The sequence below is a fragment of the Caballeronia temeraria genome (genome assembly GCF_001544795.2).
GTDB lineage: Bacteria > Pseudomonadota > Gammaproteobacteria > Burkholderiales > Burkholderiaceae > Caballeronia > Caballeronia temeraria.
This window is the reverse complement of sequence record NZ_FCOI02000005.1, coordinates 122,213-142,181: the sequence shown is the minus strand read 5'-3', so window position 1 is coordinate 142,181 and position 19,969 is coordinate 122,213. Positions and strand designations below refer to the sequence as shown.

At 63.9% G+C, this 19,969-nt stretch carries 16 protein-coding genes; 10 read left to right on the top strand and 6 right to left on the bottom strand.

From position 1 onward, the window contains the following. Positions 1-53: 53 nt before the first annotated feature. The 3 genes from AWB76_RS09925 (at position 54) to AWB76_RS09915 (ending at position 4,683) form a co-directional block, all read left to right on the top strand. Positions 54-1,115: an alkene reductase gene (locus AWB76_RS09925; RefSeq protein ID WP_061159978.1), complete on the top strand. Its 1,062-nt coding sequence runs from the start codon at positions 54-56 to the stop codon at positions 1,113-1,115. Positions 1,116-1,292: 177 nt separating this feature from the next. After that, positions 1,293-2,984 (top strand): aspartate-alanine antiporter, encoded by a 1,692-nt coding sequence (aspT, locus tag AWB76_RS09920; RefSeq protein ID WP_061159977.1) that lies wholly within the window; start codon positions 1,293-1,295, stop codon positions 2,982-2,984. Positions 2,985-3,033: 49 nt separating this feature from the next. Then, positions 3,034-4,683, top strand: coding sequence for a bifunctional aspartate transaminase/aspartate 4-decarboxylase (locus AWB76_RS09915; RefSeq protein ID WP_061159976.1), 1,650 nt, complete (start codon positions 3,034-3,036; stop codon positions 4,681-4,683). Between the two features lie 69 nt (positions 4,684-4,752). On the opposite strand, the gene AWB76_RS09910 is transcribed toward AWB76_RS09915, so the two are convergent. Further along, positions 4,753-5,949, bottom strand: coding sequence for a porin (locus AWB76_RS09910; protein ID WP_061160170.1), 1,197 nt, complete (start codon positions 5,947-5,949; stop codon positions 4,753-4,755). A gap of 239 nt (positions 5,950-6,188) precedes the next feature. Between AWB76_RS09910 and AWB76_RS09905 the strand changes: the two genes are divergently transcribed. Beyond that, positions 6,189-6,557, top strand: a complete 369-nt coding sequence (locus AWB76_RS09905) for a nuclear transport factor 2 family protein (protein ID WP_061159975.1) — start codon at positions 6,189-6,191, stop codon at positions 6,555-6,557. 16 nt (positions 6,558-6,573) lie between these two features. Here AWB76_RS09905 and AWB76_RS09900 read toward each other — a convergent pair whose 3' ends face one another. The 3 genes from AWB76_RS09900 to AWB76_RS09890 all read right to left on the bottom strand — a co-directional run bounded on the left by AWB76_RS09900 (position 6,574) and on the right by AWB76_RS09890 (position 10,394). Further along, positions 6,574-7,689, bottom strand: a complete 1,116-nt coding sequence (locus AWB76_RS09900; RefSeq protein WP_061159974.1) for a succinylglutamate desuccinylase/aspartoacylase family protein — start codon at positions 7,687-7,689, stop codon at positions 6,574-6,576. A gap of 216 nt (positions 7,690-7,905) precedes the next feature. Then, on the bottom strand, positions 7,906-8,700 hold the full coding sequence (locus AWB76_RS09895) for an ABC transporter substrate-binding protein (protein WP_061159973.1): 795 nt from the start codon (positions 8,698-8,700) through the stop codon (positions 7,906-7,908). A gap of 194 nt (positions 8,701-8,894) precedes the next feature. Beyond that, entirely contained in the window at positions 8,895-10,394 is a 1,500-nt protein-coding gene (locus AWB76_RS09890; protein ID WP_096031273.1) for an MDR family MFS transporter, read from the bottom strand. Between the two features lie 144 nt (positions 10,395-10,538). Between AWB76_RS09890 and AWB76_RS09885 the strand changes: the two genes are divergently transcribed. The 3 genes from AWB76_RS09885 to AWB76_RS09875 all read left to right on the top strand — a co-directional run bounded on the left by AWB76_RS09885 (position 10,539) and on the right by AWB76_RS09875 (position 13,733). Further along, a complete protein-coding gene (locus AWB76_RS09885) occupies positions 10,539-11,225 on the top strand; it encodes a TetR/AcrR family transcriptional regulator (RefSeq protein WP_061159971.1) in 687 nt (228 codons plus the stop codon). Positions 11,226-11,337: 112 nt separating this feature from the next. Beyond that, positions 11,338-12,750 carry an MFS transporter gene (locus tag AWB76_RS09880; protein WP_061159970.1) on the top strand — a complete coding sequence of 471 codons (1,413 nt, stop codon included), beginning with the start codon at positions 11,338-11,340 and terminating at the stop codon, positions 12,748-12,750. A gap of 86 nt (positions 12,751-12,836) precedes the next feature. After that, on the top strand, positions 12,837-13,733 hold the full coding sequence (locus AWB76_RS09875; RefSeq protein WP_061159969.1) for a ferritin-like domain-containing protein: 897 nt from the start codon (positions 12,837-12,839) through the stop codon (positions 13,731-13,733). On the opposite strand, the gene AWB76_RS09870 is transcribed toward AWB76_RS09875, so the two are convergent. After that, positions 13,723-14,457, bottom strand: a complete 735-nt coding sequence (locus AWB76_RS09870) for a TetR/AcrR family transcriptional regulator (protein WP_061159968.1) — start codon at positions 14,455-14,457, stop codon at positions 13,723-13,725. The two genes, AWB76_RS09875 and AWB76_RS09870, sit on opposite strands and share 11 nt — an antisense overlap. A 162-nt stretch (positions 14,458-14,619) precedes the next feature. Here AWB76_RS09870 and AWB76_RS09865 point away from each other — a divergent pair, with 162 nt between their 5' ends. The 3 genes from AWB76_RS09865 to AWB76_RS09855 are packed head-to-tail and all read left to right on the top strand — an operon-like array spanning position 14,620 to position 19,440. Continuing rightward, positions 14,620-15,801, top strand: a complete 1,182-nt coding sequence (locus AWB76_RS09865; RefSeq protein ID WP_061159967.1) for an isovaleryl-CoA dehydrogenase — start codon at positions 14,620-14,622, stop codon at positions 15,799-15,801. 10 nt (positions 15,802-15,811) lie between these two features. Next, positions 15,812-17,419 (top strand): carboxyl transferase domain-containing protein, encoded by a 1,608-nt coding sequence (locus tag AWB76_RS09860; RefSeq protein WP_061159966.1) that lies wholly within the window; start codon positions 15,812-15,814, stop codon positions 17,417-17,419. 17 nt (positions 17,420-17,436) lie between these two features. Next, positions 17,437-19,440, top strand: coding sequence for an acetyl/propionyl/methylcrotonyl-CoA carboxylase subunit alpha (locus AWB76_RS09855; protein ID WP_061159965.1), 2,004 nt, complete (start codon positions 17,437-17,439; stop codon positions 19,438-19,440). Here AWB76_RS09855 and AWB76_RS09850 read toward each other — a convergent pair. After that, the gene (locus tag AWB76_RS09850) at positions 19,430-19,957 is read right to left on the bottom strand and encodes an OmpA family protein (RefSeq protein WP_061159964.1); all 528 of its coding nucleotides are present in this window, start codon (positions 19,955-19,957) and stop codon (positions 19,430-19,432) included. The two genes, AWB76_RS09855 and AWB76_RS09850, sit on opposite strands and share 11 nt — an antisense overlap. Positions 19,958-19,969 lie beyond the last annotated feature (12 nt).

Below are 19,969 nucleotides of genomic sequence, written 5' to 3'. Positions count from 1 at the left end.
CCTGCTTTCCGCACGGTGAAAGTTCGCTTTCAATCTCATTAGGACTCCAATTCATGTCGACTCTTTTCGATCCGCTCAAAGTAGGCGCACTCACGCTCAAGAATCGCATCATCATGGCGCCGCTCACGCGTCAGCGCGCGGGCGTCGAACGCGTCCCCAACGCACTGATGGCGCAGTACTACGCGGACCGCGCATCGGCCGGGCTCATTCTGAGCGAAGCGACGTCGGTGACGCCGCAAGGCGTCGGTTATGCCGACACGCCGGGCATCTGGTCCGACGAGCAGGTGGAAGGCTGGAAGCTCGTGACGAAGGCCGTGCACGACGCAGGCGGCAAGATCTTCCTGCAACTCTGGCACGTCGGCCGCATCTCGGATCCGGTGTTCCTGAACGGCGAGCTGCCGGTGGCGCCGAGCGCGATCGCGGCGGGTGGGCACGTGAGCCTCGTGCGTCCGCAGCGTCCGTTCGTGACGCCGCGCGCGCTCGAGCTCGATGAAATCGCCGGTGTCGTCGCGGCGTTCCGCAAGGGCGCGGAAAACGCGAAGCGCGCGGGCTTCGACGGCGTTGAAGTGCACGGCGCGAACGGTTATCTGCTCGACCAGTTCCTGCAGGACAGCACCAACAAGCGTACTGACGTATACGGCGGCTCGGTCGAAAATCGCGCGCGTCTGCTGCTCGAAGTCGTCGATCAGGCGATCGATGTGTGGGGCGCGGATCGTGTCGGCGTGCATCTCGCGCCGCGCGCCGATTCGCACACAATGGGCGACAGCGATCGCGCCGCGACCTTCGGCTATGTCGCGCGTGAGCTCGGCCGCCGCAAGATCGCGTTTATCGCGGCGCGCGAGCATGAAGCCGCCGACAGCCTCGGACCGCAACTGAAGAAGGCATTCGGCGGCGTGTATATCGCCAATGAAGGCTTCTCGAAGGCGAGCGCCGAAGCGATCATCGCGCGCGGCGACGCCGATGCCGTCGCGTGGGGCAAGCCCTTTATCGCGAATGCGGATCTCGTGCGCCGCTTCGAAGTCGACGCCGGTCTCAACGATTGGGACAGCGCGACTTTTTACGCGCCGGGCGCCGAGGGCTATACGGACTATCCGTTGCTCGAAACGGCTGAATAAGACGTCGCAATTCGCTTCTTGATTAGAAAACAGCGGCTTCGGCCGCTGTTTTTATTTGTGCGGCGCGTTGCTCAACTCTTGTTTCAACGCTGCGCCAAATAGTGTATTGCTGGCCTTTGAGTCATTCATTCCCTTCATCGCTGATGTGCGAGCGGTTCCCGCCAGAAAGGAGTGCCTATGTCCTGGCTTACAGCAACACTGCGCAGTTATCCGGAAATCGCCATTTTTCTTTCGCTCGGCGTCGGCTACTGGGTGGGCGGCAAGAGCTTCCGCGGCTTCAGCCTAGGCGCGGTGACGGCGACACTGCTCGCGGCCATTGCCATCGGGCAACTGGGCATTACGATTTCATCGAACGTCAAATCGGTCTTCTTTCTGATGTTCCTGTTCGCCGTCGGTTACGGCGTCGGACCGCAGTTCGTGCGCGGCATCGCAAAGGACGGCTTGCCGCAGGCGCTCTTCTCCGTTATCCAGTGCGTGCTGTGTCTCGCGGCGCCTTATGCGGCCGCGAAGATCGCGGGCTACGACATCGGTTCGGCGGCCGGTTTATTCGCCGGTTCGCAGACGATATCCGCATCGATGGGCCTCGCCACCGACGCCATCAACCGTCTCGGCCTGCCGCCCGATCAGGCGAAGTCGCTGCTCGACGCGATGCCGACCGCCTACGCCGTGACCTATATCTTCGGGACGATCGGCTCCGCGCTGATCCTCGCGATGCTCGGTCCGAAGCTGCTCAACATCGATCTCGTCGCGGCCTGCAAGGAGTACGAGGCGACGCTTGGCGGCGGGGGCGAACTCGGCGGCGCGGGCCAGGCGTGGCACAAGTTCGAGCTGCGTGCCTATCGCGTCGCGGAGCACGGACGCGCGGCGGGCATGTCGGTCGCGCAGGCCGAGGCGCTGGAGCCGGAAGGCGCGCGGCTTTTCATCGAGCGGATCAGGCGCGGCGGAACCATCCAGGAAGCCAGGATTGACGATGTCTTGCAACCGGGCGATGTCGTCGCGATAGCCGGCCGGCGCGAGTTGCTCGTCGAGCTGCTCGGCGGCGTGGCCACCGAAGTCGACGATGCCGAACTGCTCGCTGTGCCGATCGAAGGCGTCGACGTCTATGTGACGAACAAGGCCGTCGACGGCAAGACGCTGCTGGAACTCTCGCAGTCGCCGACCGCGCGCGGCGTGTTTCTGCGCAAGATCAAGCGCGGCGCGACCGAAACGCAGATTCCCATTCTGCCGAGCACGAAGCTGTATCGCGGCGATACGCTCACGCTCCTCGGACGCACGCAGGATACGTCGGCTGCGGCGAAGTTCCTCGGCGTGCTCGACCGTCCGACCGATGCCGCCGACATGGCGTTCGTCGGCCTCGCGATCACGCTCGGCGCGTTGATCGGCGCACTCGTGCTGCGTGTCGGCGCGATTCCGATCACGTTGTCGACGGCGGGCGGCGCGCTCATCGCGGGCATCGTGTTCGGCTGGCTGCGCGCGATTCACCCGACCTTCGGCCGCATTCCGTCGCCGACCATCTGGTTCATGAACTCCGTTGGCCTGAACGTGTTCATCGCGGTGGTCGGCATTTCGGCGGGGCCGGGCTTCGTCGCGGGGCTGCAGAAGCTTGGCGTCAGTCTCTTTCTGTGGGGCATCTTCGCGTCGTCGGTGCCGCTCATCATCGGCATGTATGTCGCGAAGTACGTGTTCAAGTTTCACCCCGCGATCCTGCTCGGCATCTGCGCGGGCGCGCGCACGACGACCGCCGCGCTCGGCATGATCTGCGACGCCGCGAAAAGTCAGGTGCCCGGACTCGGCTACACGGTGACCTACGCGGTCGGCAATACGCTGCTCACGATCTGGGGGATGGTCATCGTGATGCTGCTCACGTGACGCGGTTCCGCTGTCGCATCGTTTCCATCATCAATTCCGGAGGTGTTGGATGGCAAAGTCCGATAAATCAGGTTCCGGCGACCGCGCCGGCATGGCGGCGCTCAGCCCGTTCGAGCTGAAGGACGAGCTCATCAAGGCGGCGGGCGGCGGGGCGGTCGAACGCCCGGCCAATCTCTCGATGCTCAACGCGGGGCGCGGCAATCCGAATTTTCTCGCGACGATTCCGCGTCATGGCTTCTGGCAACTCGGCCTCTTTGCGATGCGCGAGTCGGAGCGCTCGTTCGCGTACATGCCGGAGGGCGTGGGCGGTTTTCCGAAGCGCGAAGGGCTGGAAGAGCGCTTCGAGATTTTCGCGCGCGAAAACAAGGGCACGCCGGGCATCGCGTTTCTCGCGGGCGTGGTGTCCTATGTGCGCGATCAGCTCGGCCTGAACGCCGGCGACTTTCTGTACGAGATGTGCGAAGGCATTCTCGGCTCGAACTATCCGGTGCCAGACCGCATGCTGAAGCTGTCGGAGCAGATCGTCGCGCAATATCTGCGACGCGAGATGATCGGCAAGCATCCGTTCGTCGGCGAATTCGATGTCTTCGCGGTCGAAGGCGGCACGGCCGCGATGACCTACATCTTCAACACGATGCGCGAGAACTTCCTGATCGAACCGGGCGATACCATCGCGCTCGGCACGCCGATCTTCACGCCGTATATCGAGATTCCGCGCCTGAACGATTACAAGCTGAAGGTCGTGAATCTGGAGGCAGATGTCGCGAAAGGCTGGCAATACTCGAAGGCCGAACTCGACAAGCTGCGCGATCCGAAGGTCAAAGCGTTCTTCCTCGTGAACCCGAGCAATCCGCCCTCGGTGAAGATGGATGACGAAAGCCTCGAATATATCGCGGGCATCGTGAAGGAGCGGCCCGATCTGATTCTGCTCACCGACGATGTCTACGGCACCTTCGCCGACGATTTCGTGTCGCTCTTCGCGCTGTGTCCGAAGAACACGATCCTCGTCTATTCGTATTCGAAGTACTTCGGCGCGACCGGCTGGCGGCTCGGCGCGATCGCGACGCATCGCGACAATGTGCTCGACAAGCAACTCGCCGCGCTGTCGAAAGACAAGCGGGCGCAACTCCACGAGCGTTACGAATCGATCACGACGGAGCCCGACAAGCTCAAGTTTATCGATCGTCTGGTCGCGGACAGCCGCACCGTCGCGCTGAATCACACGGCGGGCCTCTCGACGCCGCAGCAGGTGCAGATGGTGCTGTTCTCGCTCTTCTCGCTGATGGACACGCCCGACGCGTACAAGAACGCGCTCAAGCGCCTGATCCGCAGCCGCAAGCAGGCGCTGTATCGCGAGATCGGCATCGCGCCCGAAAAAGAGGACGTCAACCAGGTCGATTACTATACGATCCTCGACATCGAATATCTCGGCGAGCGCAGGCACGGCCGGGAAGCGGTGGACTGGATCATCAAGAACACCGAGCCTTCCGAGCTTCTGTTCAGGCTCGCGAAGGACGCGCGCGTGGTGCTGTTGCCGGGGCGCGGCTTCGGCACGCAGCATCCGTCGGGGCGCGTGTCGCTCGCGAATCTGAACGAAAGCGACTACACGCAGATCGGCCGCGCGATCCGCAAGCTGATGGACGGGTACATCGAGCGCTATAACAAGGCCGCCGGCAAGAAGGCCGACAAGGCGAAATAGGCAACGCGCGACGCAAAAAAATCGGGCCGCTCGACGCGGCCCGATGTCATTTCAGTTCGGACGCGAAGCTCAGAACTTGTGGCGGATGCCGACGCGGAACGCGAGCTGGTCGTTTTCGCCGAGGCCCGAGGTGCCGAAGTAGCTCGACGACGACGAGCCGATCGAAGCCTGATTCTCGACGCCGCGATTCGAGCCCGATGCCTTCTGGTAGATGCCGAGCGCGTACACGTCGGTGCGCTTCGAGAGCGCGTAGTCGACGCTCGCGTCGATCTGGTTCCAGTGGCCGCTCGAGTTGCCCGTCATGTTCAGGTACGAGTAGCCGAGGCCAGCCGACAGCGCCGACGTGAACGCGTACTTGCCACCGATATCGAACGCGTTGAGCTTGGAGCTCGCGCCGTTGATCGGCTCGAACAGCGTGTTGGTCCAAAGGCCGAACACGGTCGCCGAGCCGAACGCGTAGTTCGCGCCGACGCCGAACGTGCGCAGATCCTTGCCGGCGTTCGCGGTGCCCATCGTCTGGATGTTCGCGACGGCCGTGCTGAATGCGGGCGATGCCGCTGCCGGATAGCGGATGTCGGTGTACGCCGCGCCGAGGCCGAACGGACCTGCCTTGTAGTTCAGGCCGAAGCTGTATGCGCGCGAGGAACCTGCCGTCGTCGTCGTGCCGGCGGTCGTGTTCGGCGTGCCAGCGAACGCGCCTGCCTGGTTCGAGAAGCCGTACATCGCACCGAACGTCACGCCGTAGAAGCTCGCGCTGCTGAACTTGACCGCGTTGTTGATGCGGCTCGACGTCAACTGGTCGACGTCGTTCATGTGGTACGCGTAGTTGCCCGCGAGCGTTTGGCCGCCGATCGAATAGTTGCTGCCGAGGTAATCGGTCGAGAACGAGTATTGACGGCCGAAAGTCAGCGAGCCGACGTCGTTCTTCGCGATACCGACGTATGCCTGACGGCCGAACATCGCGCCGCCTTGACCGAGCGTGCCGGTGCCGCTGTTGAAGCCGTTCTCCAACGTGAAGATCGCCTTCAGGCCGCCGCCGAGGTCTTCCGAACCTTTCAGGCCCCAACGGCTGCCTTGCGCGACGCCGTCGTCGTACTTGAACAGCTTGTCGCCGGCGCGGGTGGCGGTCTGCGTGCTGTTGTTCACATAGCTGATACCGGCGTCGATGATGCCGTACAGGGTGACGCTGCTTTGTGCTTGCGCGGAGGTGGCGGCGAGGGCGGCGAAGGTGGCGAGCGCGGCGGTCGCCAAGAGATTCTTCTTCAAAACAAGCTCCGTGAGTTGGTTCGCGGTGTGGTTGTTGACGGTGTCTGCGGTGCGTCGCGCTCTGACGGCGCGTGGCAGCGACGGGCGCAAATGTAGCGGGCGCTAAAGAAAGAAATGTGACAGTGCTTTCAATCACCTTGCGGTGTGTCGCGGGAGCAACAGGGCTGGCGAAATATCGGCGCTTGTGTATCCGCCACGTCCGATGCGATGCTCACGGTTCTGTCACCGCGAGCGAAAACATGGACGAGCAGCGAATCCGCGAACTGGAGGAGCGCCTGAAGAAGGCGATGCTGGCGTCGGACGTGGACGCGCTGGACACGCTATTGGCCGACGACCTGAGTTTCGTCGATGCCACCGGCAAGGTCTGGACGAAGGCCGACGATCTCAATGGACATCGCTACGGCATGCAGCGCATCGAGAAGCTGGACGTGGAGGATCAGAGCGTGCGGGTGTACGGCAGCTTCGCCGTCACGGTGACACGCGTTGCGATTTCAGGGACGTTCGCGGGCGCCCCGTTCGCGGGCAGCTTGCGCTACACGCGAACGTGGGGCGATATCGGCGGCGCGTGGAAGATCGTCGCGGCGCAGTGCTGCCTCGCGCCGTTCTGACCTTCACGCGTAGCGCTTACGCCGACAGCAGCGATCCCGTGCGATAAGCCTTCGCGCCCGCGATGCGCGCCACTTCCAGCCCGGCCGTCGCGAAGCGCGTGATGTGCCGCGCGTACATCACGCCGGCGGTCGTGCATTTGAGCGTGGTGACGACATCGGTGAGCGGATCGACGATATCGGCGATCGGCGCACCCGCTTCGATGAACGCGCCCACTTCCGCGCGGAACACGAGGACGCCCGACGCCGGCGCGACGATCGGCTCGGCGCCCGCGAGCGGCGTCGCAGGATGTTCGAGCGGCGGCAGCTCCGGCACGGGCGCATCGATCACGCCGCGATGGATCAGGTAGTTGACGATCGCCTGCGCGTCCTTGTCCGCGAGTTCGTAGGACACGTCGTGCTGGCTGCGCAACTCGACCGTCACCGAAATGCCGCCGTTCGCGATCGGGAAACGCTCGCCGTAACGCTGGCGCAGATCCGACCAGCAGAAGCTGTGAATCTCGTCGAACGGATTGCCGACCGAATTCAGCGCGAGCAGCGACGCCTTCGCATCGAGATAGCGCGCGAGCGGCTCGACTTCGTCCCAGATGTCCGGATTCGTGTAGAGATGCAGCGCGGCGTCGAGATCGCAATGCAGATCGAGCACGACATCGGCGTCGAAGGACAGCTTTTGCAGCGCGAGGCGCAGCGATTCGAGCTCGGTGTGCGGCGTCTGCTCGCCGAGCGCTTCTTTCATCGCGGCGCGCACGGCGAGCTTGTTCGCGTCGGCGTCCTGGCCGAGGCGCGCCTCGATGCGCGGCGCGATCAGCGCGGCGAGATCGTAGAAATTGCGGTTGAAGTTGTGGCCGCTGTTGGTTTCGAAGCGGCCCATCAGCGTGCCGTGCAGATGCTGCGACAGGCCGATCGGGTTCGGCACCGGCACGATCACCACTTCGCCGCGCAGCTTGCCCGCGGCTTCGAATTCGGCGAGCTGGCGGCGCAGACGCCACGCGACGAGCATGCCGGGCAGTTCGTCCGCGTGCAGCGAGGACTGGATGTAGATCTTCTGGCCGCCGCCGGGGCCGTAGTGAAAGCTCGTGATGTTGCGGGAGGTGCCGAGCGTCGGCGAGATGAGCGAGTGAGTTCTGGTTTGCATAGTGGTCGCGCGCCTGGATGCGCGGGTCTTGCCTCTGGAAAGTGCCGGGCGCCGCGGTGTCTCCGTCCGCGCGCGTCCTACCGGACGTTCGATCTTAGCCGAAATCGGCGCGGCGGCAACCCGAATGCCTCTGCGCTGCGCGTCCGAAAAGCAAACGGGCTCCGCGCTCGAGGCGCGGAGCCCGTTTTGTCAGCCGGTGAGGCTGGCGCGAACGGCTTAGCCGCCGTACACGTCGAAGTCAAAATACTTCTTCTCGATCTTCTTGTAGGTGCCGTCCTTGATGATGTCGGCGATCGCCTTGTCGATCTTCGCCTTCAGATCCGTGTCTTCCTTGCGCAGACCGATGCCCGCGCCGTTGCCGAGCGTCTTCGGATCGTCGATGTTCTGACCCGCGAAGTCATAGCCCGCGCCGCGCGGCGTCTTCAGGAAGCCGATTTCGGCCTGCACCGCGTCTTGCAGCGCTGCATCCAGACGGCCCGAGGTCAGATCGGCATAGACCTGATCCTGGTTCTGGTACGGCGTGACCGTGACGCCCTTCGGCGCCCAGTACGTCTTGGCGTAGGTTTCCTGGATGGTGCCTTGCTCGACGCCCACGTTCTTGCCCTTCAGGCTGTCAGCCGTCGGCAGGATGTTGCTGCCCTTTTTCGCGACGAGGCGCGTCGGCGTGTTGAAGAGCTTGCTCGAGAAAGCGATCTGTTCGGCGCGTTGCGGCGTCATGGACATCGACGAGAGCACGCCGTCGAACTTCTTCGCCTTGAGCGCGGGGATCATGCCGTCGAAGTCGTTTTCCACCCACACGCACTTCGCCTTCAGGCGGGCGCAGATCTCGTTGCCGAGATCGATGTCGAAACCGACCAGCTTGCCGTCGGAACCCTTCGATTCGAACGGGGGATAGCTTGCGTCGACGCCGAAACGGATCGTCGAATAGTCCTTCGCAAGCGCCGGCGTGACGGCGGTGAGCGACGTGGCGGCGAGGAGGGACATCGTCAGTGCCGCGAGCAGTTTCTTCACTGTTTTAACTCCAGAAGGTGGTCGGTTCAGCCCGGCAGGTCTCGTAGCCGGACGTCCGGCGCGTCGTTGGGCGCCGGAGCATGATATCCCGCGGATCGTGTCCGCTCAGAATCGGCAGAAGGTTACCAAGCCAAAATAGTTCGGGAGCTAGTAAAAGCCCCGATAGCCGGGGCGTTAGAGCATCTCCTCGTTTTTTAGTGCTTCCTGAGCGGATGGTCTTGCAGGAACCACGACAGCCCGAACGCGACGCACGCGACGCACGCCGCAACGAGATAGACCGTGTGCATCGAACCTGCGAACGCGTGCAGATAATCGTCGCGCAGCGCGCTCGGCAGATGCGCGACCGTCTGCGGACCGAGCGACAGCGGCAGTTCGGTGCCGGGCGGAACGAGCGCTTCGAGGCGCGATCGCAAGCCGTTTGAAAAGATCGCGCCGAACGCCGCCACGCCGACCGAGCCGCCGATGGAGCGAAAGAGGGTCGCGCTGGAGGTCGCCACGCCCATCAGCCGGAATTCGACGACGTTCTGCACCGCGAGCACGAGCACCTGCATTACCATGCCGAGCCCGAGGCCGAGCAGCGCCATGTAGAGGTTCATGATCGCGAGCGGCGTGTCGAGATCGAGCGTCGAGAGCAGCAGCATCGCGGTGGCGACGAGCGCCGTGCCCATGATCGGAAAGAATCGATACTTGCCGATCTTGCTGATGATGCGCCCGCTCAGAATCGACGACAGCAGCACGCCGCCCATCATCGGCGTGATCTGCAGGCCGGCCTGCGACGGCGTCGAGCCCTTCACAACCTGCAGATAGAGCGGCAGGAACGTGACCGCGCCGAACATCGCGCAACCGACGATGAAGCCGATCAGCCCCGCGAGCACGAAGGTGCGCTCCTTGAAGAGCGAGAGCGGCATGATCGGCTCGGCGGCGAGTCGTTCTTCATAGATGAAACCGCCGATACACACGAGTCCCAGCAACAGCGTGCACCAGAGCTGCGGCGAGGTCCACGGAAAGAGCGTGCCGCCTTCGCTCGTGAACAGGATGATGCAGGTGAGCGCCGCCGCGAGAAAGCCCGCGCCCATGTAGTCCACGCGATGATTCACGTGCGCGGTGTGCGGCTTGAACACGAGCTGGATCACGGCGAGCGCGATGAGGCCGAGCGGCAGGTTGATGTAGAAGATCCAGTGCCACGATAGATGCTCGACGATAAAGCCGCCGAGCAGCGGGCCGACGACCGTCGCGAGACCGTACACGCCGCCGAAGAGCCCTTGAAAGCGGCCGCGATCGGCGGGCGGGATGACGTCGGCGATCGCGGCCATCGTGATGACCATGAGGCCGCCGCCGCCCAGACCCTGCAGCGCGCGCAGGGCGATCAGCTGCGTCATGTTCTGCGCGACGCCGCAGAGAATCGAGCCGACGAGAAAGATCAGGATCGACGCCTGAAGCACGACCTTGCGGCCGAACTGATCGCCGAATTTGCCGTAGAGCGGCACGACGATCGTCGAACTGAGCAGATAGGACGTGACGACCCAAGACAGGTTTTCGAGCCCGCCCAGATCGCCGACGATGGTCGGCAGTGCCGTCGACACGATCGTCTGATCGAGCGCGCCGAGCAGCATCACGAGCATGAGCGCGGTGAACAGCAGCCAGATGGGCGGCTTCGAGGCGGCGCCGGTTTCGTCGGACGCTTGAGCGCCCATTGGAGCGGTTTGATGCAAAGATGTCATTTTGATGATCGGGCTGTACGAATCCGCGGCCGGCCGAGATCCCGGCGATTCAGGCGGGCTGTATTTAATTAACACGAAGATTAATATAGTCGACGGGGAAGTTCTCGTCAAATTCTTATGGCAAACGAAGTCTTGAACACCAGCGCGGATGCATCCGAAAGCCTCGCGCCAGCGAAGAAACCGGGCCGCCGGCCCGGCCGGCCGAGCGGCGCGCATGGCGAGCAGGCGCGCGCGCAGTTACTGGATATCGCGCTCGAACTGTTCGCGCGGCAGGGAATCGGCGAAACGACGCTCGGCGCGATCGCGCGCGAGGCGGGCGTGACGCCGGCGATGGTGCACTATTACTTCAAAACGCGCGATCAGTTGCTCGACATGTTGATCGACGAGCGTTTCGTGCCGTTGCGCGCTGAACTCGCGCGCGTCTTCAACGATCCGCATTCGGAGCCCGTCGACACACTGCGCGCGTTCGTGGAGACGCTCGTCGCGACCGTCGACAAATATCCGTGGTTCGCGTCGCTATGGGTGCGCGAGATCATCAGCGAGGGCGGGCTGCTGCGCCAGCGCATGGCCGACCGGTTCGGCGACGCGCACCAGGAGCGCGCGATCGAGCGCATCGCGGGGTGGCAGAAGGAGGGCAAGCTGAATGCGGCGCTGGAGCCATCGCTCGTGTTCGCGTCGCTGTTCGGGCTGACGGTGTTTCCGCTCGCGACCGCGCGCTGGCGCGGGGAAGGCGATCGGGCCGTCAGCGCGGAGCAGCTCGCGCGGCACGTCGTGGCGTTGCTGATGAACGGGATTCAGCCTTGAGGCGCGCGGGGGTGATCGACAGAATTACCCACCCGGTTAAAATCTGTCCCTCGTTCGCCCGCGCCGAAGTGAGAGCCGCGCGGTGCAACCCGCCTCAAGAGGAGACAACCCGATGGCAACACCCGGCAACGCGCACCCACAAGCGCTTCCCGTCACCGCCGGCAGCATATCCGCGCGGCTCGATCGCCTTCCGGCCACGCGAACGGTCTGGACGCTCATCGTCCTGTTGAGCCTCGGTTTCTTCTTCGAGCTGTACGACCTGCTGTATTCCGGCTACGTTGCGCCCGGTCTCGTCAAAAGCGGCATCCTGACGCCGACGACCACCGGTCTCTTCGGTATGACGGGCGTCGCGAGCTTCATCGCGTCGCTGTTCGCGGGGCTGTTCATCGGCACGATCGCCTGCGGATTTCTCGCCGATCGCTTCGGCCGGCGCGCGATCTTCACGTATTCGCTGCTGTGGTACACCGGCGCGAATCTCATCATGGCGTTTCAGGACACGGCGACCGGCCTCAACATCTGGCGTTTCGTCGCGGGCGTGGGCATCGGCGTGGAACTGGTGACCATCGGCACGTATATCTCCGAGCTGGCGCCAAAGCACATTCGCGGCCGCGCCTTCGCGTGCGAGCAGGCGGTCGGCTTCCTGGCGGTGCCCGTGGTCGCGTTTCTCGCGTATCTGCTCGTGCCGCGCGCGCCTCTCGGCATCGACGGCTGGCGCTGGGTCGTCATCATCGGGGCGCACGGTGCGCTCTTCGTCTGGTGGATTCGCCGCACGTTACCGGAAAGCCCGCGCTGGCTCGCGCAAAAAGGACGGCTCGACGAAGCCGATCGCGTGATGCGCGCACTCGAAGAACAGGTCGCGCGCGAGTATGGCAAGCCGCTTCCGCCGCCCGAGCCCGCCGTCGAGACCGCCGGCACACGCGGCGCTTTCGCCGACATGTGGAAGCCGCCCTACGGCAAGCGCGCCACGATGATGATCATCTTCAACGTGTTCCAGACCGTCGGTTTCTACGGCTTCGCGAACTGGGTGCCGACGCTGCTCGTGAAGCAGGGCATCACAGTGACGTCGAGCCTGATGTATTCGAGCATCATCGCGATCGCGGCGCCCATCGGACCGATGATCGGGCTCGCCATCGCCGACAGGATCGAGCGCAAGACGGCCATCGTCGCGATGGCGGCGCTCAACATCGTCTGCGGGCTCGCGTTCAGCCAGTCGGGCGACGCGGCGTTTCTCATCGCGATGGGCGTCGGCCTCACGCTCTCCGCGAACATCATGTCCTACAGCTATCACGCCTATCAGGCAGAACTGTTTCCGACGAGCATCCGCGCGCGCGCCGTCGGTTTCGTGTATTCGTGGAGCCGCTTCTCGGCGATTTTCACGTCGTTCATCATCGCGGGCGTGCTGAAGGGCTTCGGGACGACGGGCGTGTTCGTGTTCATCGCATCGGCGATGCTGGTCGTGATGGCCGCGATCGGTCTCATGGGTCCGCGAACGCGGGATCTCGCGCTGGAGAAAATCTCGCATTGAGCGAAAATAAGCGCGCGATGCTGCGAGTCAGCGTTTCGTATGCCAGAATCCGCAGGACCTACCTAATCGGCGGCGAATATTCGAATATGTCCGACACGCTCAACCCGGTGGATGCAGATCATGCGATGCGCAACTGGACGTACCGGTCGACGGGGAAAATTCCGATCGGTTCGGACCTGCACAAGCGCATGTTCTGCGAGATGCTCCTGACGACGCACAATCCGTACAAGCCGGCCGTCATCGACTGGCCGAAGCTCGACCCGGCCGCGTTGAAGCGCGTGACCTCGCTGCCTATCTGGGATATCGCCGTGCAGACGGAAGGCCGTGCGTCGATTCGCGTGGCGACCTACGCGGGCACCGTCGACGATCCGCAATTGCGCGAAGCCCTGCGCATGAACGGCGGCGAGGAAGCGCGGCACAAGCTCGTGCTCTCGAAGCTGGTCGAGGCGTATGGCATCGAGCTCGCGCCCGAGCCGCCGTATCCCGCGCCCGACGACGCCCTGCGCGCGTGGATGCTGACGGGCTACAGCGAATGCATCGACAGTTTCTTCGCGTTCGGGTTGTTCGAGGCGGCGCGCCAATCGGGATATTTCCCTGAAGAACTCGTCGAGACTTTCGAGCCGGTCATTCAGGAAGAGGCGCGGCACATTCTGTTCTTCGCAAACTGGGTCGCGTGGTATCGGCACAGTCTGCCGTGGTACCGCAAGCCGTGGTTCCTCGCGAAGACCGCGAGCGTCTGGTTCTCGCTGATTCGCGACCGCATTTCGCTCGCGCGCGGCTTCGACACGTCAGGTGCGGCGCAGGATGCGAACTTTCCGGCGAATGTCGGCGATTCCGTTGCGGGCGATGTATCGGTCCGCTCGCTGATCGAGCTGTGTCTCACCGAAAACGATCGCCGCATGGGCGGTTATGACGCGCGCCTGCTGCGTCCGGTCACCGTGCCGAAGCTCGCGCGGCTCGCGCTGCGCTTCATCAGGAAGTAGGTTTCTCGCGCGCGGCGCTCGTTTCGAAGCGCCGCGACGCTTCCTCGACCTCCTGCCGGAACTGCGCCAGCGCCGCCAGTTGCGCATTCGGCGGCTGCAGCGCGGCCCACAATACTTCCACCAGTTCGTTCGCCGTCGTCTCGATCTGAGTCTGACTCAGGCGCCGCTTCGCGAGCGTCGCGTCCCACAGCACGTGCTCCATCGGTCCGAAAACGAGCGAGCGCAGCAGGCGCAACGGCATGTCGGCGCGCACGTGGCCGAGCGCCTGGCCGCGCGCGAGCACGTCCATCAGCGGCGCGGTGTAGCGGCGTTGCAGTTCCGTCAACGTATCCGACAGGTCGTGCTGCTTCGTGCGGCCTTCCGACAGCACCAGCGCGCAAAGTCCCGTGCCGTTCATCAGCATCAGCCGCATGTGCGTTCTGACGATGAACGCGAACTGCTGGCGCACCGTGCCGTCGCGTGGCAGGCCGGTCTCGAATGCATCGATGATTTCGTCGTACCAATCGGCGATCACGCGCGCGCACAACTCGCGCTTGCCGCTGAAATAGCTGAACACGGTCGCTTCCGAGATGCCCGCGCGCTGCGCGATCTCGGCGCTCGTCGCGGCGTCGTAGCCTTTTTCCGCGAAGACGTCACGGCCCGCCTGCAAGATGTCCTTCACGCGCTGCTGCGATTTGACTCCGGCGGGCGCGCGACGGCCGGTGGCGGTAGTTTGCGTGGACATTGGCGGGAAACGTGGGAAATAAATGTGAGCGTAGCTCAAAAATCTATTGACGGCTAGGCGATTTCGGCGTGAAATTCCCACATCCCGTGGTTTGCGGCCCTGTGTGAGTGAAACTCAAATTTCAGGGCGCACCGAAAACATCGAATCTGGAGGAGACGACCCATGAGCAACGTACCCGGCCTGAACTTCGCGTTGGGCGAAGACATCGACATGCTGCGCGACTCGCTTGCCCATTTCGCGGCGAAGGAAATCGCGCCGCGCGCGGGCGAAATCGACCACAGCGACCAGTTTCCGATGGACCTCTGGAAAAAGTTCGGCGATCTCGGCGTGCTCGGCATGACCGTCTCCGAGGAATACGGCGGCGCGAACATGGGCTACACGGCGCATATGGTCGCGATGGAAGAGATTTCGCGCGCGTCGGCATCGGTCGGGCTGTCGTACGGTGCGCATTCGAATCTGTGCGTGAACCAGATTCATCGCAACGGCACGGAGGCGCAAAAGCGCAAGTATCTGCCGAAGCTCGTGTCGGGCGAACATATCGGCGCACTCGCGATGAGCGAGCCCAACGCCGGCTCGGACGTCGTCAGCATGAAGCTGCGCGCCGACGAAAAGGGCGACCACTACGTGCTCAACGGCACGAAGATGTGGATCACCAACGGCCCTGACTGCGACACGCTCGTCGTCTATGCGAAGACGGATATTGAAGCCGGTCCGCGCGGCATCACGGCGTTCATCGTCGAGAAGGGCATGAAGGGCTTTTCCGTCGCGCAGAAGCTCGACAAGCTCGGCATGCGCGGCTCGCATACCGGCGAGCTCGTGTTCGAGAACGTGGAAGTGCCGAAGGAAAACATCCTCGGTCAGCTGAATGGCGGCACGAAGGTGCTGATGAGCGGACTCGACTACGAGCGCGCCGTGCTCGCGGGCGGCCCGACCGGCATCATGCTCGCGTGCATGGACGCGGTCGTGCCGTATATCCACGATCGCAAGCAGTTCGGTCAGTCGATCGGGGAATTTCAGCTCATCCAGGGCAAGGTCGCCGACATGTATTCGACCCTGCAGGCGTGCCGCGCGTATCTCTACGCAGTGGGACGTCAGCTCGACACGCTCGGTTCGGGGCACTTGCGTCAGGTGCGCAAGGACTGCGCGGGCGTGATTCTCTACACCGCCGAAAAGGCGACGTGGATGGCCGGCGAAGCGATTCAGGTGCTCGGCGGCAATGGCTACATCAACGAATATCCGGTGGGCCGCCTGTGGCGCGATGCGAAGCTCTATGAAATCGGCGCGGGCACGAGCGAGATCCGCCGCATGCTGATCGGCCGCGAACTGTTCGCCGAGACGGCTTGAGGCGCGCGACATGACGATCATCGAATCGAAACTGAATCCCCGCGGCGAGGAATTCCGCACGAACGCGGCCGCGCTCGAAGCGCTCGTCGCGGATCTCAAAGAGAAGATCGCGAAGATCGCGGAAGGCGGCGGCGAGGCCGCGCGCGACAAGCACGTGTCGCGCAACAAGCTGCTGCCGCGCGATCGCATCGCGCAACTGCTCGATCCGGGCACGCCGTTTCTCGAACTCTCGCAACTCGCCGCGTACGGCATGTACAACGACGACGCACCGGGCGCAGGCATCATCACGGGCATCGGGCGTATTGCGGGGCAGGAATGCGTGGTCGTGTGCAATGACGCGACCGTGAAAGGCGGCACGTACTATCCCGTCACCGTGAAGAAGCATTTGCGCGCGCAGGAAATCGCCGAGCAGAATCGCCTGCCGTGCGTGTATCTCGTCGATTCGGGCGGCGCGAATCTGCCCAATCAGGACGATGTGTTTCCCGACCGCGATCACTTCGGCCGCATCTTCTACAACCAGGCGAACATGTCGGCGCAAGGCATCGCGCAGATCGCCGTGGTGATGGGTTCGTGCACCGCGGGCGGTGCGTATGTGCCCGCGATGAGCGACGAATCGATCATCGTGAAGAACCAGGGCACGATCTTTCTGGGCGGCCCGCCTTTGGTGAAGGCCGCAACCGGCGAAGAAGTCAGCGCCGAAGATCTCGGCGGCGGCGACGTGCATACGCGTCTCTCCGGCGTCGCCGATCATCTCGCGCAGAACGATGCGCATGCGCTCGGCATCGCGCGCAGCATCGTCGGCAATCTGAATCGCGTGAAGACGCCGACGCTCGCGCTCAAAGAACCGCTGCCGCCGCGTCATGATCCGCGAAGCGTCTACGGCGTGATTCCCGTCGATACGCGCAAGCCCTTCGACGTGCGCGAAGTGATCGCGCGCATCGTCGACGATTCCGCCTTCGACGAGTTCAAGGCGCGCTATGGCACGACGCTCGTCTGCGGCTTCGCGCATATCTGGGGGCATCCGGTCGGCATCGTCGCGAACAACGGCATTCTGTTTTCGGAGTCCGCATTGAAGGGCGCGCATTTCATCGAGTTGTGCGCGCAACGCAAGATTCCGCTCGTGTTCCTGCAGAACATCACGGGCTTCATGGTCGGGCGCAAGTACGAGAACGAAGGCATTGCGCGCAACGGCGCGAAGATGGTGACGGCGGTCGCAACCGCCAAGGTGCCGAAGTTCACGGTGATCATCGGCGGATCGTTCGGTGCAGGCAATTACGGCATGTGCGGCCGCGCGTATTCGCCGCGTTTCCTGTGGATGTGGCCGAACGCGCGCATCTCGGTGATGGGCGGCGAACAGGCCGCGTCCGTGCTCGCGACGGTGCGGCGCGACGGCATCGAGAAGAAGGGCGGCTCTTGGTCGAAGGAAGAGGAAGAAGCATTCAAGGCGCCGATCCGCGATCAGTACGAGGCGCAAGGGCATCCGTACTACGCGAGCGCGCGTCTGTGGGACGACGGCGTGATCGATCCCGCGCAGACCCGCGACGTGCTGGGCCTCGGCCTGGCCGCGACGATGAACGCACCTATCGAAGACACGCGTTTCGGCGTGTTCCGCATGTGACCCACGGATGTAATGCCATGTTCAACAAAATATTGATTGCGAACCGCGGCGAGATCGCGTGCCGCGTCGCGGCGACGGCGAAGCGCCTGAACGTCGGCAGCGTCGCCGTGTATTCGGACGCGGATGCCAAGGCCAAACACGTCGATGTCTGCGATGAAGCCGTTCATGTCGGCGGATCGGCGGCGTCGGAGAGTTATCTGCGTATCGAGCGCATCGTCGATGCCGCGAGAAAGACCGGCGCGCAAGCCATTCACCCGGGCTACGGATTTCTTTCGGAAAACGAAGCATTTGCCAACGCGTGCGAGAAGGCTGGGCTCGTGTTCATCGGCCCGCCCGTCGAGGCGATCAGCGCGATGGGCTCCAAAGCCGCCGCGAAAGCGCTGATGCAATCCGCGTCGGTGCCGCTCGTGCCCGGCTATCACGGCGACGATCAGGATCCGTCGCTGCTCCAGCGGGAAGCGGACCGCATCGGCTATCCGGTGCTGCTGAAAGCGAGCGCGGGCGGCGGCGGCAAGGGCATGCGCGTCGTCGAGAAAAGCGAGGATTTCGCGCAAGCGCTCGCCTCGTGCAAGCGCGAGGCGGCGTCGAGCTTCGGCAACGATCGCGTGCTGATCGAAAAGTATCTGCTGCGTCCGCGTCACGTCGAAGTGCAGGTATTCGCCGACAAGCACGGCAACGCGGTCTATCTGTTCGATCGCGATTGTTCCGTGCAGCGGCGCCATCAGAAGGTGCTGGAAGAAGCGCCCGCGCCGGGCCTCGACGACGAAACCCGTCGCGCGATGGGCGAAGCCGCGGTCGCGGCGGCGCGCGCGGTGAATTACGTCGGCGCGGGCACGGTCGAGTTCATCATGACGCAGGACGGCCAGTTCTATTTCATGGAGATGAACACGCGCCTGCAGGTCGAGCATCCTGTGACGGAGATGGTGACCGGGCTCGATCTCGTCGAATGGCAACTGCGCGTGGCGGCGGGCGAGCCGCTGCCGTTGAAGCAGGACGAGCTGAAGGTGCACGGCCACGCGATCGAGGCGCGCATTTACGCTGAAAATCCGTCGCGCGGCTTTCTGCCGTCGACGGGCACGCTCAAGCACGTGCGCATGCCGCACGCGGTCGAGTTTTCGATCGATGGCGACGTGCGCGTGGACAGCGGCGTGCGTCAGGGCGATGCGATCACGCCGTTCTACGATCCGATGATCGCGAAGCTGATCGTGCATGGCCGCGACCGGCGCGATGCGCTCGCCCGCATGGCGCGCGCGCTGGCGGAATGCGAGATCGTCGGATTGTCGACGAACGTCGAGTTCCTGCAGCGCATCGTCAAGAGCGAGCCGTTCTCGTCGGGCGATCTCGACACCGGCCTGATCGAGCGACATCACGACGCGCTCTTCGCGCCCACACACGTCTCGCGCAAGAAGGGGCTCGCGCTCGCGTGCGCGGCGCTGCTCACGCGCGAAGGCGGCGAGGCGCACGGCCATTCGCCGTGGGATGCGCTGTCGCACTGGCGCATGGCGGGCGGTTACAGCCAGGATCTGAACTGGCGCGCGCTCGATACGGACGAAACGCTGAAGGTCGTGTTCACGAAGAACGGCGAGAAGCGCCTGCGTCTCGACGATGCCAGCGCGCGCTTCGACTGGTCGCATAGCGGCGCGACGTCGTTCGCGGTCCAACTCGATGACGCGTTGATCAAAGGCCACGTCTTCACCGACGGCGACGTCTTCCACGTTTTCCACGAAGGCGCGGCGTTCCAGTTCGAATGGCAGAACCTGATGGCGCACGCGGGCGATGCCGAGCACGAAGGCCGTCTCACCGCGCCGATGCCCGGCAAGGTGATCGCGGTGCTCGTGGAGACGGGCGCGACGGTTGCGAAGGGCGCGCCGCTCATGGTGATGGAAGCGATGAAGATGGAGCACACGATCGTGGCGCCGGCGACGGGCAAGATCGGCGAGATTCTGTTCGAGGTCGGAGATCAGGTCGCCGACGGCTCGCAATTGCTCGTGCTCGAAGTCGAGCAGGCGGCTAGCGCCTGACTTTGGCGGGCGCGCCGAGCAGCGTCTCTTCGCTCTCGGCGCGCACGAGAATTTCCACGCGCCGGTTCAACGAGCGCCCTTCGCGCGTATTGTTGGTCGCGATCGGCCGCAGATACGCCATGCCCTTCGTCGTGATGCGCTCGGCCGGCACGCCGCGCGCGATCAACGCTTGCGCGACGGCGTCGGCGCGCGCTTCGGACAGCGCGCGGTTATAGGCGAGCGAGCCTTCGTTATCGGTATGGCCTTCGATCAGCACCGGCCGCATGCTGCGCTTCAGCACTTGCGCCGCGCGATCGAGCATCGGCGAATGGCTGTCGCGAAGGGCCGATTCGTCGCTATTGAAGAGCGGCGTTTCGGGCAGACGCATCTCCACGCCGCCCTTGACCTGCAACACGGTGATGCCGTATTGCGCGTTCAGCTGATCTTCCTTCACCCGATCGAGACCGGTGGAACATCCGGCGAGCAGCGCGAGCGACATGCATGCGGCTGCCGTTGCCCGTGTGACTTTCTCCTGCATTGCACGATCCCT

What these genes read in the sequence shown, in the direction of transcription:
- AWB76_RS09900 (WP_061159974.1), bottom strand. Translation starts at nt 7,689, where the DNA reads ATGCAAACCAGAACTCACTCGCTCATCTCGCCGACGCTCGGCACCTCC.
- AWB76_RS09890 (WP_096031273.1), bottom strand. Translation starts at nt 10,394, where the DNA reads ATGGGCGCTCAAGCGTCCGACGAAACCGGCGCCGCCTCGAAGCCGCCC.
- AWB76_RS09855 (WP_061159965.1), top strand. Translation starts at nt 17,437, where the DNA reads ATGTTCAACAAAATATTGATTGCGAACCGCGGCGAGATCGCGTGCCGC.
- AWB76_RS09850 (WP_061159964.1), bottom strand. Translation starts at nt 19,957, where the DNA reads ATGCAGGAGAAAGTCACACGGGCAACGGCAGCCGCATGCATGTCGCTC.
- AWB76_RS09860 (WP_061159966.1), top strand. Translation starts at nt 15,812, where the DNA reads ATGACGATCATCGAATCGAAACTGAATCCCCGCGGCGAGGAATTCCGC.
- AWB76_RS09905 (WP_061159975.1), top strand. Translation starts at nt 6,189, where the DNA reads ATGGACGAGCAGCGAATCCGCGAACTGGAGGAGCGCCTGAAGAAGGCG.
- AWB76_RS09865 (WP_061159967.1), top strand. Translation starts at nt 14,620, where the DNA reads ATGAGCAACGTACCCGGCCTGAACTTCGCGTTGGGCGAAGACATCGAC.
- AWB76_RS09870 (WP_061159968.1), bottom strand. Translation starts at nt 14,457, where the DNA reads ATGTCCACGCAAACTACCGCCACCGGCCGTCGCGCGCCCGCCGGAGTC.
- AWB76_RS09925 (WP_061159978.1), top strand. Translation starts at nt 54, where the DNA reads ATGTCGACTCTTTTCGATCCGCTCAAAGTAGGCGCACTCACGCTCAAG.
- AWB76_RS09915 (WP_061159976.1), top strand. Translation starts at nt 3,034, where the DNA reads ATGGCAAAGTCCGATAAATCAGGTTCCGGCGACCGCGCCGGCATGGCG.
- AWB76_RS09880 (WP_061159970.1), top strand. Translation starts at nt 11,338, where the DNA reads ATGGCAACACCCGGCAACGCGCACCCACAAGCGCTTCCCGTCACCGCC.
- AWB76_RS09875 (WP_061159969.1), top strand. Translation starts at nt 12,837, where the DNA reads ATGTCCGACACGCTCAACCCGGTGGATGCAGATCATGCGATGCGCAAC.
- aspT (WP_061159977.1), top strand. Translation starts at nt 1,293, where the DNA reads ATGTCCTGGCTTACAGCAACACTGCGCAGTTATCCGGAAATCGCCATT.
- AWB76_RS09885 (WP_061159971.1), top strand. Translation starts at nt 10,539, where the DNA reads ATGGCAAACGAAGTCTTGAACACCAGCGCGGATGCATCCGAAAGCCTC.